Here is a 14494-nt window from a genome sequence, read left to right as displayed (position 1 = left end):
GATAGACCCATCAACGCGTCTGGGTCGAAGGGGTTTCCTTCAAAACTTCTTCGATGGCGGCGATGACTGCACCTGGCTGGTCAAGCTGGATGTAGTGGCTGGTGTCGGCAATGACCCGGTTCTGTCCACGCGTCGAGCGGGAAGCTAGTTCGTCGTGCATCTGCATCCAGTTGCCGAGAAGTATCTGCCGCGAACGCTTCGTTTCGTCTGCCCTGAGCGGTGCCTTGGCCTCGTGATCCAGCGAGCGCGTAAGCACGATGAGCGGCATGTCGCCAAAATTTCGATGCGCAGCACGAACTTGTTCATCGCTGATGCCGCCGCGCACGCTTTCGAGTTCGGAAGCCAATGCCTTCTGATACGGCGGCTTGACGTATTTGGCTTCGTACGCCGCGTTAATGGCGGCCGACATGGTGGGATCGGGCTTGGTTATGCACTTTTGATACAGTTCGGATCCTGGCTTGAATCCGATTTCGGATTGCTTGATGCAAGCTTGGTGCTGCGCAATCCATCCGGACAGCATCTTTTTGTCATAGTTGGGAAACGCCTGGCGCAGTGCGTCGACTTGCCGTTCATTAGCGGGGTCCACCGCGACCATGCCTACCACCTCTGACCGATACCGACTGGCGAACAGCAGCATATTCAGGCCGCCGTACGAATGCCCCACCAGAACATAGGGTGCAGGGATGCGTGCATGGACCAGCAAGTTGTGCAGGTCGTCGACGATGTTGGCGCTGGTCCCCGGGCGCGTTGCCGGATCGCTGAATCCAATGCCCGCGCGGTCATAGGAGCAGGTGCGCGTAAGCTTGGCGATCACCGGCTGCACGAAGCCCCATACGGCGGTTTCGTCGCCCATGCCGGCATCGAAAACTACCGTAGGCGAGCCTTGTCCCATGCACAACAGATTTAGGCGCCGGCCAGGCGCCACCTCGACCATTTGCTGAGCTTGCGTATAGCGGAAGTCATCGACAATGGGTTGCTTTGTGCTCGATGTAGCCTGCGCGTACAACGGCGAAATGCTCGACGCCAACAAAAGCATCAGCCAGGAAGCTCGATAAGGGCGCATGGTCGCTGAAATCTCCAGATGGTTTGCCCGTGTGGCTGTCTTCGTGACGCGCCGTGCGAGGGCTTGCGTAAATGTATAAACCAGCTTTGCGGCCGTCCCATGCTTAACGTCATGGGCATGGCCGGCTGACAAGTGCGTTTTTCGCCGCCACGAAAGGCGCTTCATTCCGCGCGTTTTGTGCGGGTACGTCGCGGAGCGGCGTCCTTGCCGCCAATCGTCCCCTGATGCAGCGCCGCCGTTCCCGGTATGTGCCGTTTGAAGGCACGATTCCCCCTGTAGAGTTGCGTGCTTGCAACAGAGGGCCGCAGCATTTTGTAGGAATCCGCCTACAAGAGATGGCGACGGCGCCTGATAGCCCGCTCTCTCGAGGTTACGGAGAATAAGCCCATGCCCCGTGAGTCCCGCCGACGTTCGGCTGGTGACACGGATGTCAGGCGCTACAGGACGTGGCGATCCGACAATTGGGGCATCGTGCACAGGACGTGTACAAGGCCCCGGCAAAACCGGGGCTTTACTTTTTGGTGCCTGCGAAGAAGACCGTTTTAGGTATCCTCCAGTACGCGCAGCACCAATTCATCGCCATCGGCGAGCCATGCATGCTCGTCGACGAACCAAGAGCCGCCGACCTTCCGGCCCGGGATCTTTCCGTCGCTGAGCCAGCGGCGCAGGGTGATCTCGGACGGTCGACTACCTTGGTCGAAATACTTCGCCGCCCATTGTTGAGGTGTCATCAAGAGCATAGTGCCTCCGCACCATTAAGTGCTCAATATGCGTCGCAATGTCGCCTTCGTATCAAAAATCAGAGTTTCTCCCCCAAGTCCACGCACTACTTTGATGTGACCAGCATCTTCCAGCCGATGAATTGCATGTTCAACAAGCGGACGTGAAAGTTCGGCTACGCGTGCAATTGTGGCGCCATCCTTTGCATTGTCATTCAGTATTGCGAAGCCGACTTTGCGGATCAGGGGACCTTCCTCGGAACCGAGCACTTTTGAAATGCCATAGGTGGTTATTCGCGTGGGATACGGACCGGGTCCGAGATAGTGAATGATCTCGGCAAGATGCTGGCTGGCTAATATTTCAAAGCTTTCCGAAAGCAGCTCAGTGCCGATGCCATATCTAGTCGATGCTTCTGTAATTGTGTTGGCGTCAATGAAGCTGTTGTGACAATCTGCCGAATACTTTTCGAACAGTAGCTGCAATGCCGCCGCATCCGCTCGCGTCATGCCATTGATTTGGGGCAGCGATGTTGCTGTCGCATATGATGGCGCCTTCCCGAGGGCGGGCTTAGTTTTATGGCCAAATATCGAATCGACTACACGCCCTAAGCATTCGTTGAAGTTCCGCACGTCTTTGACTGGCTCCCAAACCAAGGATCGCAATGCTTGCGGAACTTCGCATGAGTCGAGAACAACGGGTATGACCTTTGTGCCGCGGCTGATTCTATTGACCACTGCGGCATTCAACTCTTCTCGTACCCAAGGTTTAGAAACGCTCACATTTGAAAGAATGATTACAACTGCAGCGGCCTCCTTCAGTCCCTCTTCGAAGATTTTGTCTACCAGGCTATCGCCCGGCAGCATTTCCCACTTGTCCACCCATGCATCAACTCCACGTTCTCGCAGGGCAGTCGCAAATGGAATTGCAAACCGTTCCTTGTCCTCACTTGCATGACTGACAAATACCTTCGGTGCCGTCATTGGATTCCCCTTCTGATTGCTATTTGAAGTATTTAGCATGTGCATAGGCCAACAACAGTATTGACAAGCAGTCAGAGCAGGCGCACCCTAAATCCGTCCCCGCCAATTCGGGGGCCAGGCGTGAGAACCTGAGTTGACATAGGCGCAACAGCGCCTACGGCGCTTTTTTTGTGCCCGTTGAGCTATGCCCGCTTTACGGTGGGCGTGCAGGGCAGCCATCCGCTGGCCGGCTTCCTATGTCGCCGGTTTCTCACTCCTGCACGTCCACCACCCTCGCCGCAATGGCAGGGTGGTCAACAAACCGTGGAGGGCAACAAATGAACGCCGGAGCAAACATCTCCATCGACATCGACGATGCCGAGGTCAGGGAACGGACTGCTGCACTACTCGACAAAGCCCAGGCAATTCTCGATCTGATTATCTCTGGCGCCGCCTCAGACGGTGACTTCAGAACTGTAACCAGCGCCGCCTGGGCCATTCGCGACATGATCGCGGAGGCCAATCGGATCAACGGCTGGTTCTAACGAAGCCTTCGCTTATCGATCATCAAAAACACCTAATCCCTAAATCTTTCAGAGGTGGACCATGAACATGAGACCAGAGAATATTGCGGTTATCCCTGCAGAAGCGGATCAAGCTCGCAAATTTTTTCAGTTCGCGGGAACCTATAACGTGTCGTCAGACACCTCGGCAGAGGCTATGGCGAGCGATGCTTCCTGTTTTCTCGAATCCGTCGAGGCCATGCTCAATAAACTCATTTTGGGCTTCAGTAGCGATGTCCCTCTTGAAGATCAATCAATGATCTTTGGTATACGCCACTTCGTTGAGATGGCAAACAACCTCTGCCAGGAGATTCGAGCCGATCTTGAGAGGGTGCGTCGCAACACGCAAAGCGCAAAATGACTTGATAGGCTGTGTGTAGCCGGTTTATGCCGCGCCTAGGCTGATCCCCTAACAACGCCCACCTTCGGCGTCTGGCGCGGCTCCCATTTGAAGGGCGCTTGAAGGAGCGCAGTGTGGGAAAGGTTGAGCCACTCACCGTCGAGCAACAGCTTCAGCGCCTAAACGATTGGCAAAGGGCCATTGACGATAGACCGAAACCCTCAAGTGCCACGTCTCGTGAGCGATTCGTTGATCAATGGGACGCTCTTGAGTCGGCGGACCCCTCCATCAAGGCAAACGCGGGATACCTTTTACGCGGCTCGACACACAACAACAAGCCGCCGCTCGCGCAGCTCTTCGAGTACGTTGAGGAGGGCTTCTATCCACCGCCTGATTTACTGCTGACAGTCCTGGATGTGTGGAACACATACCGGCAAGCAGCCGGCGACGTAGAGCTGGAAGAGGCTTTCTTTGGGAAGCCTAAGCCCAAGGCCGGGAGTTATGCTCGTCGAGAAATGAAGAAATGGCGGGATGCAGGTGCTGCGTTCCAGTTGGGTGAGCTCATGGCCGAGGGCAAGACTAAAGACCAAGCTTCCGAGATCATTTCGGACAAGTACGGCGTGTCAAAGGAATCAATGAAGAAGTTAAAACCGATCGATCCGATCCGCCCCCCCAAATCGGAAAAATAAAGGGGTTATTTTTCCTCGCATCGCAGCTTTTCTGTGTTCAATATCTAGACCGTCCAAACCAATCGGGGACGGCACGGCGCAATCCGTAACCGTCCATCCAGCTAGAGGGCGGTCACATGCAGGCACAATCCACTCAGCAATACGTGCGCGTTGGCGACATCGTCACGACCCGCAAATCCGGTAAACCCGAAAAAATCGGAATCCTTCCAATCTCCAGCGCCACCTGGTGGGCTTGGGTAAAGGCCCAAAAAGCACCAGCACCTTTGAAATTATCCCGGGGCGTCACTGTTTGGCGCCGTGATGACGTCATCAACTTTGCGGAATCTCTGGCTGGTGGGGCCGTCCAATGACCGGCGCCAATCGCCCGCTAGACGAGGTCGATGCCCAACTGCTGGCGGCTTGTCACAGCATGGGCGTCCTGGCTGACCATATCGCCTCCCATGGGCTCCAGGAACAGCCCCTGATCAACCTGGAGCGGGTGGCCGATGGGTTCCAACGGCTCACTGTCGAGCGACGCGCAGCGCTGATATCCGCGGGGATCGTGGCGTGAGTAATGCCGTCATGAATGCCTGCTGGCCCCTCCAGATGCCGCCGACGCCCAAAGCGGTATTGATCTCGCTCGCCGACAAGGCGAACGAAGTGGGGTACTGCTGGCCTTCATTGACCACGATTTGTGATCGGACGTGTTTTGGTCGCACCGCGGTTATCGACGCCATCAAATGGCTGGAGGCTCACGGCGCACTGAGGGCCGATCGAAGCAACCGCTATAAGACTTCCTATACGGTCACCCCTGCGGCATATGCGCCTAGTGAACTAGTCCGGGAGACGGACGACGAAGTCCGGCAGGCGGACACTAACCATCAAGAACCATCATTAACCACCACTAAGAGCAACCATCAGCGCAAACGTGCGCCAAATATGTCAGGAACTCGATTCGACGAGTTCTGGACAGCCTACCCGGTGAAGACCGAAAAGCGCCAATGCGCCGAACTCTGGCTGTCTGAGAACCTCGACCAATACGCCGACGCAATCCTGGTCGACATTTCGGCAAAGCGAGAAAGCGACAAACGTTGGTTGGGTGGATACGTACCCAACGCGCGGACCTATCTCAACCAGGAACGCTGGAACGACCCGGTGCAACCGCAGCAACAACATGCGCGCCGACCCTCGGTCACCGACCAGTTCACCAATGCCCACTACGAAAGCTCCCGCGAGGAAGAGCTTCCCGAATCGCTTAGGAGTCCTGCATGAACCTCGATATGCAGATGGTCGAACTGCCTGTGCAATGCAAGACGCATGGAGCCCAAACAGTGCAGCGGATCAAGTCACTCGATGGAGTCGAATTTAATTTCGATCGTCCGGCAGAGTGTCCCGTATGCGGCGCTGAACAAGCTGCCGCCAAGAATCGGGAGGAGGAAGAGCGCCGGCAGCGTGAGATTTTGCAGGGCTATATCGATTGGGCCCGGCTGCCACTTCGATACAAAGGCGTCAGCTTCGGCGACTACGACACGTCGCTTCCGGAGCAGAAGCGAGTTCTGGAGATATGCCAGCGATACGTGACGCGCGTGGCGACCAACACCTACCGCGGTTGGCTAGTGCTCTCAGGAGTACCTGGCACGGGCAAAACCATGCTTCTTTGTTGCATCGCAGTCGAGCTAGCCAAGCAACGGTTCCGGTCGCATTACACCACTCAGGCCTCAATGGGGAGGGAGTTTCGCGCAACCTATCAGCGTAGTGCGGAACGTTCTGAGCCCGAACTATTTGACCACTATTCGAAGGTTCCACTGCTTTTACTCGACGAACTGGGCGCCAGCAGTACGGAGCATACCGACCGAATGGTGTTTGAAGTCCTCGACACCCGATATGCCAACAACCTCCCGGTTGTGATTGCAACCAATCATCCCCGCGGCGCCCTGAAGGATGTCGTAGGTGAGCGTCTGTTCGATAGGCTCAATGAGGAAGCTGCCTTCCTGGCCTTTGATTGGGAGAGCGGCCGCAAGCCAGCCGGGCTTCGCACGAGGCGGGCATCGTGATTTCGACTTCCATGCACACAACCAAAATCGATCTCGCAACTGGCGCCATTACATGGCTGATCTCTCCGTGGCGGAATGGCGCCATTTTTTAAATGCAGAGATCACATGCGTCGCTATTAGAAGGAAACATCCATGGCAAACAAAAAAATCCTTTCCATAGACATCGACGACGAACGCTTTAAGGTGTTCTACGAGCAGTGGAAGGAGTTCAGTGTCGATTTGGAGAACATGCCTGACGAATGGAAGGAGTTGGCACAGGAAGCCGAAAAGAGCCATGAAGCAATTGCCGCTGCAGCGGGAATGCTTCTTGAGAATTTGAGTCAGGCCAGCCGGCATGCGAAGGACTTGGTCGATCACCTCAAAAATGCTGCTGACGCTCAGAAGGATTTTGTTGCAGCATCGACCGATGGCGAGATCACGCTCAAAAAAATGGGCAAGGAGGCAAAGGAGTTCGCCGGAACCATATTCAATCTCGGCAAATTTCTGATGAAGCTCGACGTGATTGGTGCAGTCACGAGCGCAGGCGCTTTTTGGGGTATCGACAAGCTCGCTGGCGGCGCTATCGAAAGTCAAAAATTTGCACGCGGCCTTGGAATGACAACCGGTCAGTTAAAGGCCTTTGGGACCGACGTCGTCTCCAGAGGGTATTCGGACGCCTCGACGTTGGACACGGTTTCCAATGCAAAAAATGATTTTCTCGGGAGATCCTACCTGTCAATGGCGACCGGCCTGACTGCGCAGCAGGTTATGGACATGGATGCGGGCTCGATCGCGATAAAGCTGACCCAGCGTGAGCACGATCTTTGGAATAGCACGTCACCCGGTCAGCGCCCGCTCCTCAGCCAGCAGCCATGGTTCCAGGGCTTAGGTCAGGGAACGGCCCAGTTCCAGCGTAGTGGCGCCGCGTCGCAAGACGAGTTGACCTCGGCGCTGACGAATTACCAGAACGACAGCCGCCAGCTCAATATCAACGACAACGATACGAATGCCCTTTTTGACTTCAAGCGGCAATTGGTGCTCGCGGGGCAAATGCTCGAGACCGATTTTTCCGACAAGCTCGCCGAGTTGAATCGAAGCGGCGCGCTATCAGGTTTCATTCATGCACTTGGCGACGACGCGAAGATCCTTGTCGACGATGTGCTGAAGCCGGAGAACCTAAACAAGATCAAGGATGCGCTGTCCGATACGGCGCGCTTCTTGGGTTCTGAGGACTTCAAGAAGGATCTCGATGCAGGAGCTAGCGCGATCAAGGAGTTTGCCAATACGACGGCCAGTGTCGTCGACTTTCTCAAGAAGGAATTCCCGGCGGCATCTGATCTGCAAACTGCCAGGGACATCATTGAAGACCCGCTCGGCGGCTCTCACAAGAATCCGAAAGATGAGAACGGTGTCGATCGCGCTCTGGATTTCCTGCACTACAGCAAGCAGGAATACGATCATGTTGTGCGAAACGCTGCGCAATTGGCCCTGGGTTCCATTATGAAGAGCGGCGATGTCGCTGAACAGCACAGTGTTGGCGCGAAAATAATCGGGAGTCTCGCAAGCAGCGCTCTTGACGACGGGGCCGATTTCGCCGGTGGACCGAAGAACGTGATCGACCGGGCCAAGGCCGAAGCACTGTTTCGACGCCTTGAGATGGCAAAAGGGCTTCCGGCCGGAATCATGGATGCGCTTGCCTACAACGAATCCAGCTACGACGCATCGGCGGTCTCGAAAAAGGGAGCGCAAGGGTTATTTCAACTCATGCCTGAAGTTTCCAAGGCACTTGGGATGACCGACCCATTCGACTGGCGTCAGAGCGCGTTAGGGGCGGCAGAACTGCTGGAGGAACTGCAGCGGCGCTACAAGGGCGATCTCGCGAAAGAGCTTGCCGCCTGGAATTGGAATCCGAGCGCTGTCGATAAAGATGTTGCGCAAAACGGACCGGACTGGCTCAGCCACTCGCCGCAGGAAACCCAGAACCTTTACCAGAAGGTTGTCAAAACGATGCGGTCGAATCAGACCGGCACCAACGTGACTGTGACCATTGTTAACAGAGCCGGCGCCGATATCGCGGCCTCCGTGAACTCAGGAGGGATCTGAGATGCGTTATTACGACATAGCGCTATTCAATTCCAGCGGAACTTCCACCAGTGGATCGACACCTTTTCGCCGTTGGACATCGCATCCGAATGGTCAATATGACCCCACTGCGCCACTGGTGGAATTCGATATGCCTGTCTCTGCCTACGGGGCGCCCGTCGGCGCACAGGCCATAACGATCCACGGCGTTCCTTTGACGGATCTGAGTCAGGCATACCAGCTCGCTGGCATGGAAGTCGTCGTCACAGGCGGCATGAAGATGGGCCTCCCATTGGCGAATCCAAACCAGGCCGGATTACTTCTCAAAGGTCAGGTCTTTCAGTCGTATGGAAACTGGCAAGGCACGGACATGCGGCTTGAATTGGTGGTTTATCCATCCCAATACACTAACGATTTACCGGGAAACTTCGTCGTCAATTGGCTGCCAGGTCAATCGTTGATCGACGCATTGAAAACAACGCTCAAGATTCCTTATCCCAATATTCCGGTCAGCATCAACATAGGCCAGAACTTCGTCTTCGACACCGCCGAGGTTCATTTCTGCGCGACGCTGGAAGAGCTGGCGCAGTACGTAAGCGATCTGACCGCCTCAGTCTTCAAGCAAGAGGTCACGATTACGCTGCAGGCGGGAAAGTTCGTCATCTTCGATAAGACCTACCAGCCCTCACCTATTGAGATCGCTTTTACGGACCTGATTGGGCAGCCGACCTGGATCCAGCCGAAGGTGATGCAAATGAAAACCGTGATGCGCGCGGACCTTCAGATCGGATCACGCATCACCATGCCGCAGGGATTCCAAAATGCCCCAGGACTCGTTACCACTCTCGGCAGCTCTTTGCCATCGAGCGTTAAATACCAGAGCGCCTTTCAAAACAATTTCACCGTGACCGAACTGCGCCACCTGGGCAATTCCCGGTCTCCCTCAGGCGAGGACTGGGCCACCGTATTCAATTGTTTTGAAGGGGGCTGATCGTGGCAAACAACTCGGCAAAACTCTGGATTCAGCAAAGTCTCAATGACACGGCAATCCAGCGTGCACAACAGGCTATCCGGAGCACCGGTCGTGCGCTGCCATGTAGCGTTGTGGCCGTGCAGGGAGCGCTGGTAACGGTGAAGTTCGAGGTCGATTCCGCGCCCTGGACCCTGCCCCAGATCACCATACCCAAGGCGGAAAGCCAGTGGGTGCGGATGCCCACCCAGGTGGGAGATTTAGGGGTGACGATTCCGGGTGATGTCAGCCTTGCCGGCGTTAGCGGCATGGGCTCCGGCATCGCAAACATGGGGCGCCGCGGCAATCTCGCCACGCTTGTCTTTCTGCCCCTCAGCAACAAGAACTCGCCGCCGATCGACCAGGACGCGGCTCAGATCGAGGGCCCAAATGGGGCCATCATCCGGACATCGAGCGGTAGCGCCTCCCTGACCGTCAACGACGACGGAATCACCATGAGCTTCGGCGGGAAAACGGTCCTCCTCAACGGGAGCGGACTGACGATCGACGGCGTGCTGTTTGACACCCATACCCACCTGTATGCACCAGGCACGGGCACGCCGACTGAGACGGGAGGGCCGCAGTCATGACCAGGGAGACCGCTGCAGCAGGCTTGACCGCGGATGACGGGAGGCAAAAGGAGCGCTTCGATCTCCGATATTGGAAAACCCTCCGCAAGAAGCCTAACCCGGCCCCAGGCGAGACGAAGCGAGGTATTCCTGCTGACTATGCCGGCGATGATCCTCGCTTGTGCAACACCAGGACTAAATCGGGCCGTCCGTGTCGTGCCCTAGGGGTATATCCGAACGGGCGTTGCAAGGTCCATGGTGGGGCGCCGACCGGCCTGGGAACACCAGCGTGTAAAGCCACATCTGCGAAAGACCTCCGGGCACGCAGGAAGCTAAAGAACCGGGTGGCAAAGGCAATCGAACAGATATAGGAATCGTCTAAGGAGACGTGAGGACGGGGAGGGAGCCCATCTTTGCGCCATTCCTACCCACTTCGCGCACGCGTACGCGCGCGAGGGTCGGGATCAGGCCGAGTACGGGGTCCCACATGCCAATCCCCCTAATGCGCGCGAATGCACTTGGTGACGTTGGGCGTTATTCGATCTGGCAGAGATTTTTGGGTGCCGGCCCGTTCGTCAGGAAAATATCAAGCGAATTGCTGTCGCCACCACTTCCATGGCCTGTCGAATAGGCGAGATAGGCGATTTTTCCTGGCATCGAAATGCGGGCTCCGGAAACCGCCTGGCCCATGGCTTCGTTCCGGCAAACCGGGTCGACCTTGAAGCCCGCAGATTTCAGCTCATGGTCGATTGAAAACTCACACTCGACGGTATCGCAATGTGGCTGCAGGCTAATCACTTGCGGCGGAAACTTCGCCGGCATAGACGAATGGATGAAGATTTCCCAGCTCACGGGCTCAATCTTTTGCCGAAGGTTCTTTAGTTCTTTCCCGCCCACGGAAATTCGCGCTTCGCCCCGGCGACAGGTTGCGTAGGCTCCGCATCCTTCATCCTGGACTCCTTGCGATAGCCATTTAATCGAACTATCAGCACCGGCCCCCATGGACCAAGGAAGATCCGGATCCGCTGGCGCCAGTAGCACTTTGATTACCTTGCCGAGGGGCATGGGTGTGAGCTGGTCGACGTTGTCATCGGCGTGCGCCAGGCCAGCGGCCAGCAAGCATCCAATGAGCGCGCATGCGATAAGCGAGAGCTTCATTGCGGTTTCCCCTTGCTGACGTTTGGAAGGCCAGATGCTACCTCCAATTCTGTTAGCCAGTGCAGATGTGTGGAGTGGCGGGGACAGTTCGATTCCTGTGTCAGGAACTTCGCCGTCCCCTGAAGGCCGCGTCTGACCGTGCAACACTGCAGTCAATGCGAATAGATACCCATGCATCTACCCTCATTGAAGCGTGGCAGCTTGCGACCTTCCAGGATCGCCCTCACCATGGGGACAGAGAACAGGATCGGGATCTCACGCATGGCTGATTCCACTATCGAGCGTCGTTTCGAGGTAGCCGGACAGTTCTGCACGGCGATCTTGTCGGAAGGGTGGCCACGTGGGGGTTGGAAAGCGCGTGTTCGCCTTCAGGATGGCCGGGAGCGTCCGGTTCCTGGCGTCTTCAATACGGAAGGCCAGGCGGTCATTGCTGCGTCGCGAGCGGCGGAAGACATGTTGCATTCTTGATTGCGCACTGATCGCCCTCACGGTAGGGGAGCAGAACAGGATGAGGAATTCACGCATGTCGGTTACTCGCAAAATCCAACACCCGGATGGGACGATCGAGCACTGGCACACCGTTGTTCACGAAGGCTTGCCTTTTGAGGTCGCCGTCATTCGTGACCCGCACGGCACCTGGCGCATGAAGAGCTACCAGGTCGAAGGTGGCGTCCCGATTTCCCTGTCGCTTGGAGAAGGATTTCCGAGTGAAGCCGCCGCGGTGGAGGGCGCCAAGGTCACGGCATGGGAAGACATGGACGAGTTCGATTAGGTAACTGCTCATCCGCGTACTTCCGGATAGGCGTTGTGTTCGACGTCATCGAGTAGGTGGACGAAGCAAAGGGTAGGGATCGTGAGTTCTCAGTGCTTCCTCCGCTGTCCGTCGGCGTGGGGTAACAGGGAACAAGCAAGCTCCGATGCCAATGGCAGTGGCGCACGGTTCATGCCCATGGGGCCGTCAACGTCGGTCAAATCTGTTGAGTGGCCTTGAGAGGCTTTACTTAAACCGTTGATTGTTTATCCGCGAAGTACCTAGCTTGTTGCAATGCTTCGCGTGCAACTTCACATTGCGTGCTTTTGTGTGAACCAACAAGGTGCCGACGAAGACCTTCGGGATGCGCAAAACCATTGGTGGGGTTGTAGTAGTCCTGAGCACTGTCCCCACAGAGTGGGCAAATAGCTCTCTCCCCTAGAGATTCGTAGTCCGTTCGACGGTCTTTAGGGATGATCGGGGCCTCGTGAATGACCTGCTCGATAACCTTTTCGAACCAGTCATAGGCTTCTTGCCACGACTTTAGATTGTAGGGCGGTGAAAGAACTTGGCTAGTTGTTTCGCCCGTAAGTTTGATAACGGTTCGCCGTGCAAGATAGAGCTGCTCTTCCAGCTCGCGAATCCGAGCGTGTGGTGATGACGTGAATTTCATGCGCCCCTCCTAGACGTTATGTGATCGCCGCTGATATCTGACGATAAGAACCTAAGTCGGTCGATCATAGATCGATCGGAAGCACCCGGTGTAGGCTACGAGTTACCCGTTATCGACCATCAATGTGCGGCAATAGGTGTCGACGTTAGTTATCGCTGATTTGTGTGACCGGGGAAATTTAGGTCGTTGTAAGCCAGCATGATCCTTCCGCAGCTTGGGCACGCTGCTGCGTTATCGCTGACTTTGTGATCACAATCCGGGCAGTTGATCAAAGCGATGAATCCATCCAGACAAATCGGTTGGCTTATTTAAGCCACTGCGACACACCGCCATGATGCGAGCAGGTGCCGCGGTGATGGAGGCTAAAGCTATAGCTGCCGTCCCGGCACTGCGCAGAAGCACCAGGTGGGACAGCTCCAGACACGGTATGGGCTGGGCGATGCACGACCACCCCGTCCCTATTGACGTAAGCGCCCTGTTCTATCAGCTGGGTTGAGCCGTTTGTGACGCTGTGCGCCGGCTGCGTAGTAGTGGTTGGTTGAACCTCCTGGCCAACCGCTGTGGCGCTAAGGCCAAGCGCCAGCAATGAAAGCAGGCAAATCCGAATGCGCATATATCCCCTAGGCCGTTCTTTAACTGAAGGACAGAAGCAAGTGCTTTGCCAGATCATCCGCCTTATTGTGGATTCCGGCCAGGATAAACATCGACTCCGGTAGATGCTGGCCAGCCGGCTGGTGGCGATCACGCGTGCTGAGGGAGAATTGCGCGCTATATTCTCGAAACGTGCGCTTTCGAGGCAAAGCGGTCACTGTTGTCATCGCCAAGGGGAGGGGAAATGACCAAAGAAGTCTGGCTCGTAGAGAATGGGGCAAGTCCGCAGGCGCTGAGCGCGCTGCGCGAAGCTCTGCCGCTTCTTCCTCCCTCCTATCTGGACCTTCTCTCTCGTGGAAACGGTGGCGAAGCCGGTTTGGCGGCCCCGCCGCTGATTCTAGTCCTTGATCCAGCAGAGGACGCACTTTCCTTTTGGCATAGCGGGGTTTGCACAATGGAAGGGGTGTTCGTGTTCGGGGGAAATGGCGGACTGGAGCTGTTGGCTTTCGACATGCGAGGGAATCAGCCGTGGCCTGTCATTTCATTTGATCCAATCGATCCTGATGGAAGCGTTGAGACGCTAGCAGACGACTTCCCGGCATTTCTGCGTCTCGTCGAGGCGATTTGAAGATTTGGAACTGTCTCGTTTCGACCCATAGCGGACCTCAGCGAGCTGGAAGACAGGGAGAGGGAAAATGGGAACCTTGTGGACTGTTTGGCCGCTGGACGATCAGATGCGGACTTGGCTTGATGAGATCGGAGTGGGCTATCCGGATAAGCCATCTCGATTCCCGACCGGCGCCGAAATTAAGGCAGCCCTTTCCCGCTTACGCGACCTGTCAGTGAGCGTAAGCGATAACGGGCTGAATGCGACATGGCAGGCATCCATCGAATCTCGAGAATCTCGTGACGCTGGCCCCTGGACGTTGTTAACCATCAACAACTTTACGGGCGACGATCTACCTCAGGAAGTCTGCTTTGAAAAGGGTTGGGAAAGCCTCATCAAACGTGTTCTAGGTGAGTTCGCCCAAAGCAGCGGTCCGCTGGTTCTATTGGCTGATACGGGCGATGGCGAACCTCAAATCGTTGACCATTGATAGCTGACTGTAGTTGAGGCAACGTCCGCTTTCGACTGCGATCTCAATGGGTCAATGCAACCCACGGCGGACGTTTCAAAACGGGGCAGGCGCACTTTCTCAAGCGACAGCGTACTCACCCTTGCGGATAGCCGGACGGATCGGCAGCGTGAGGTCGCCGGCGATGAGCTGCAGTTCGCCGTCCTGGATCAGGCATTGCAGGCGCATGCTGCGCTCGC

21 protein-coding genes are annotated in these 14494 nt (G+C 56.2%); 14 read left to right on the top strand and 7 right to left on the bottom strand.

The genetic code is table 11. The annotated features are described in order from the left end of the window. Positions 1-10: 10 nt before the first annotated feature. The 3 genes from ISS99_RS07675 to ISS99_RS07665 all read right to left on the bottom strand — a co-directional run bounded on the left by ISS99_RS07675 (position 11) and on the right by ISS99_RS07665 (position 2763). Positions 11-1063, bottom strand: coding sequence for an alpha/beta hydrolase (locus ISS99_RS07675; RefSeq protein ID WP_204631030.1), 1053 nt, complete (start codon positions 1061-1063; stop codon positions 11-13). Positions 1064-1605: 542 nt separating this feature from the next. After that, on the bottom strand, positions 1606-1803 hold the full coding sequence (locus tag ISS99_RS07670) for a helix-turn-helix domain-containing protein (protein WP_204631029.1): 198 nt from the start codon (positions 1801-1803) through the stop codon (positions 1606-1608). A gap of 15 nt (positions 1804-1818) precedes the next feature. Continuing rightward, positions 1819-2763 carry a toll/interleukin-1 receptor domain-containing protein gene (locus ISS99_RS07665; protein WP_204631028.1) on the bottom strand — a complete coding sequence of 315 codons (945 nt, stop codon included), beginning with the start codon at positions 2761-2763 and terminating at the stop codon, positions 1819-1821. Positions 2764-3080: 317 nt separating this feature from the next. On the opposite strand from ISS99_RS07665, the gene ISS99_RS07660 reads away from it, so the two are divergent. From ISS99_RS07660 to ISS99_RS23780, 11 genes are all read left to right on the top strand, one after another. Continuing rightward, complete coding sequence (locus ISS99_RS07660; protein ID WP_204631027.1) at positions 3081-3287, top strand: hypothetical protein; 207 nt, start codon at positions 3081-3083, stop codon at positions 3285-3287. A 61-nt stretch (positions 3288-3348) separates the two neighbouring features. Beyond that, entirely contained in the window at positions 3349-3666 is a 318-nt protein-coding gene (locus ISS99_RS07655) for a hypothetical protein (protein WP_204631026.1), read from the top strand. A gap of 113 nt (positions 3667-3779) precedes the next feature. Further along, positions 3780-4334, top strand: a complete 555-nt coding sequence (locus tag ISS99_RS07650; RefSeq protein ID WP_204631025.1) for a hypothetical protein — start codon at positions 3780-3782, stop codon at positions 4332-4334. Between the two features lie 116 nt (positions 4335-4450). Next, a complete protein-coding gene (locus tag ISS99_RS07645) occupies positions 4451-4684 on the top strand; it encodes a helix-turn-helix transcriptional regulator (RefSeq protein WP_204631024.1) in 234 nt (77 codons plus the stop codon). Continuing rightward, positions 4681-4884 (top strand): hypothetical protein, encoded by a 204-nt coding sequence (locus tag ISS99_RS07640; protein WP_204631023.1) that lies wholly within the window; start codon positions 4681-4683, stop codon positions 4882-4884. Before ISS99_RS07645 ends, ISS99_RS07640 begins: the two co-directional genes overlap by 4 nt. Then, on the top strand, positions 4881-5585 hold the full coding sequence (locus tag ISS99_RS07635) for a helix-turn-helix domain-containing protein (RefSeq protein ID WP_284343774.1): 705 nt from the start codon (positions 4881-4883) through the stop codon (positions 5583-5585). Before ISS99_RS07640 ends, ISS99_RS07635 begins: the two co-directional genes overlap by 4 nt. Beyond that, a complete protein-coding gene (locus tag ISS99_RS07630; RefSeq protein ID WP_204631022.1) occupies positions 5582-6367 on the top strand; it encodes an ATP-binding protein in 786 nt (261 codons plus the stop codon). The genes ISS99_RS07635 and ISS99_RS07630 overlap by 4 nt, the downstream gene beginning before the upstream one ends. 132 nt (positions 6368-6499) lie before the next feature. After that, positions 6500-8449 (top strand): lytic transglycosylase domain-containing protein, encoded by a 1950-nt coding sequence (locus tag ISS99_RS07625; protein ID WP_204631021.1) that lies wholly within the window; start codon positions 6500-6502, stop codon positions 8447-8449. 1 nt (position 8450) lies between these two features. Continuing rightward, positions 8451-9419, top strand: a complete 969-nt coding sequence (locus tag ISS99_RS07620; RefSeq protein WP_204631020.1) for a hypothetical protein — start codon at positions 8451-8453, stop codon at positions 9417-9419. A gap of 2 nt (positions 9420-9421) precedes the next feature. After that, a complete protein-coding gene (locus tag ISS99_RS07615; protein ID WP_204631019.1) occupies positions 9422-10027 on the top strand; it encodes a hypothetical protein in 606 nt (201 codons plus the stop codon). Beyond that, positions 10024-10377, top strand: coding sequence for an HGGxSTG domain-containing protein (locus ISS99_RS23780; protein WP_369418046.1), 354 nt, complete (start codon positions 10024-10026; stop codon positions 10375-10377). The genes ISS99_RS07615 and ISS99_RS23780 overlap by 4 nt, the downstream gene beginning before the upstream one ends. Before the next feature lie 163 nt (positions 10378-10540). Here the strand turns inward: ISS99_RS23780 and ISS99_RS07610 are convergent, their stop codons facing one another. After that, positions 10541-11164 (bottom strand): hypothetical protein, encoded by a 624-nt coding sequence (locus tag ISS99_RS07610; RefSeq protein WP_204631018.1) that lies wholly within the window; start codon positions 11162-11164, stop codon positions 10541-10543. Positions 11165-11419: 255 nt separating this feature from the next. Then, positions 11420-11689, bottom strand: a complete 270-nt coding sequence (locus tag ISS99_RS07605) for a hypothetical protein (protein WP_204631017.1) — start codon at positions 11687-11689, stop codon at positions 11420-11422. Between ISS99_RS07605 and ISS99_RS07600 the strand changes: the two genes are divergently transcribed. After that, positions 11688-11936 carry a hypothetical protein gene (locus tag ISS99_RS07600; protein ID WP_204631016.1) on the top strand — a complete coding sequence of 83 codons (249 nt, stop codon included), beginning with the start codon at positions 11688-11690 and terminating at the stop codon, positions 11934-11936. The genes ISS99_RS07605 and ISS99_RS07600 overlap by 2 nt on opposite strands. A gap of 229 nt (positions 11937-12165) precedes the next feature. On the opposite strand, the gene ISS99_RS07595 is transcribed toward ISS99_RS07600, so the two are convergent. Then, positions 12166-12588, bottom strand: a complete 423-nt coding sequence (locus ISS99_RS07595) for a hypothetical protein (protein WP_204631015.1) — start codon at positions 12586-12588, stop codon at positions 12166-12168. Between the two features lie 304 nt (positions 12589-12892). Further along, entirely contained in the window at positions 12893-13201 is a 309-nt protein-coding gene (locus tag ISS99_RS23710; RefSeq protein WP_204631014.1) for a DUF3761 domain-containing protein, read from the bottom strand. 222 nt (positions 13202-13423) lie between these two features. Here ISS99_RS23710 and ISS99_RS07585 point away from each other — a divergent pair, with 222 nt between their 5' ends. Next, positions 13424-13807 carry an SMI1/KNR4 family protein gene (locus ISS99_RS07585; RefSeq protein ID WP_204631013.1) on the top strand — a complete coding sequence of 128 codons (384 nt, stop codon included), beginning with the start codon at positions 13424-13426 and terminating at the stop codon, positions 13805-13807. Positions 13808-13874: 67 nt separating this feature from the next. Then, complete coding sequence (locus ISS99_RS07580) at positions 13875-14276, top strand: hypothetical protein (protein WP_204631012.1); 402 nt, start codon at positions 13875-13877, stop codon at positions 14274-14276. Positions 14277-14494 lie beyond the last annotated feature (218 nt).

This window comes from Dyella mobilis (genome assembly GCF_016904945.1).
GTDB lineage: Bacteria > Pseudomonadota > Gammaproteobacteria > Xanthomonadales > Rhodanobacteraceae > Dyella_B > Dyella_B mobilis.
This window is presented reverse-complemented; position numbering and strand designations above follow the sequence as displayed.

What these genes read in the sequence shown, in the direction of transcription:
- ISS99_RS07645 (WP_204631024.1), top strand. Translation starts at nt 4,451, where the DNA reads ATGCAGGCACAATCCACTCAGCAATACGTGCGCGTTGGCGACATCGTC.
- ISS99_RS07580 (WP_204631012.1), top strand. Translation starts at nt 13,875, where the DNA reads ATGGGAACCTTGTGGACTGTTTGGCCGCTGGACGATCAGATGCGGACT.
- ISS99_RS07610 (WP_204631018.1), bottom strand. Translation starts at nt 11,164, where the DNA reads ATGAAGCTCTCGCTTATCGCATGCGCGCTCATTGGATGCTTGCTGGCC.
- ISS99_RS07670 (WP_204631029.1), bottom strand. Translation starts at nt 1,803, where the DNA reads ATGCTCTTGATGACACCTCAACAATGGGCGGCGAAGTATTTCGACCAA.
- ISS99_RS07665 (WP_204631028.1), bottom strand. Translation starts at nt 2,763, where the DNA reads ATGACGGCACCGAAGGTATTTGTCAGTCATGCAAGTGAGGACAAGGAA.
- ISS99_RS07595 (WP_204631015.1), bottom strand. Translation starts at nt 12,588, where the DNA reads ATGAAATTCACGTCATCACCACACGCTCGGATTCGCGAGCTGGAAGAG.
- ISS99_RS07675 (WP_204631030.1), bottom strand. Translation starts at nt 1,063, where the DNA reads ATGCGCCCTTATCGAGCTTCCTGGCTGATGCTTTTGTTGGCGTCGAGC.
- ISS99_RS23710 (WP_204631014.1), bottom strand. Translation starts at nt 13,201, where the DNA reads ATGCGCATTCGGATTTGCCTGCTTTCATTGCTGGCGCTTGGCCTTAGC.
- ISS99_RS07605 (WP_204631017.1), bottom strand. Translation starts at nt 11,689, where the DNA reads ATGCGTGAATTCCTCATCCTGTTCTGCTCCCCTACCGTGAGGGCGATC.
- ISS99_RS23780 (WP_369418046.1), top strand. Translation starts at nt 10,024, where the DNA reads ATGACCAGGGAGACCGCTGCAGCAGGCTTGACCGCGGATGACGGGAGG.
- ISS99_RS07600 (WP_204631016.1), top strand. Translation starts at nt 11,688, where the DNA reads ATGTCGGTTACTCGCAAAATCCAACACCCGGATGGGACGATCGAGCAC.
- ISS99_RS07620 (WP_204631020.1), top strand. Translation starts at nt 8,451, where the DNA reads ATGCGTTATTACGACATAGCGCTATTCAATTCCAGCGGAACTTCCACC.
- ISS99_RS07630 (WP_204631022.1), top strand. Translation starts at nt 5,582, where the DNA reads ATGAACCTCGATATGCAGATGGTCGAACTGCCTGTGCAATGCAAGACG.
- ISS99_RS07660 (WP_204631027.1), top strand. Translation starts at nt 3,081, where the DNA reads ATGAACGCCGGAGCAAACATCTCCATCGACATCGACGATGCCGAGGTC.
- ISS99_RS07625 (WP_204631021.1), top strand. Translation starts at nt 6,500, where the DNA reads ATGGCAAACAAAAAAATCCTTTCCATAGACATCGACGACGAACGCTTT.
- ISS99_RS07640 (WP_204631023.1), top strand. Translation starts at nt 4,681, where the DNA reads ATGACCGGCGCCAATCGCCCGCTAGACGAGGTCGATGCCCAACTGCTG.
- ISS99_RS07585 (WP_204631013.1), top strand. Translation starts at nt 13,424, where the DNA reads ATGACCAAAGAAGTCTGGCTCGTAGAGAATGGGGCAAGTCCGCAGGCG.
- ISS99_RS07655 (WP_204631026.1), top strand. Translation starts at nt 3,349, where the DNA reads ATGAACATGAGACCAGAGAATATTGCGGTTATCCCTGCAGAAGCGGAT.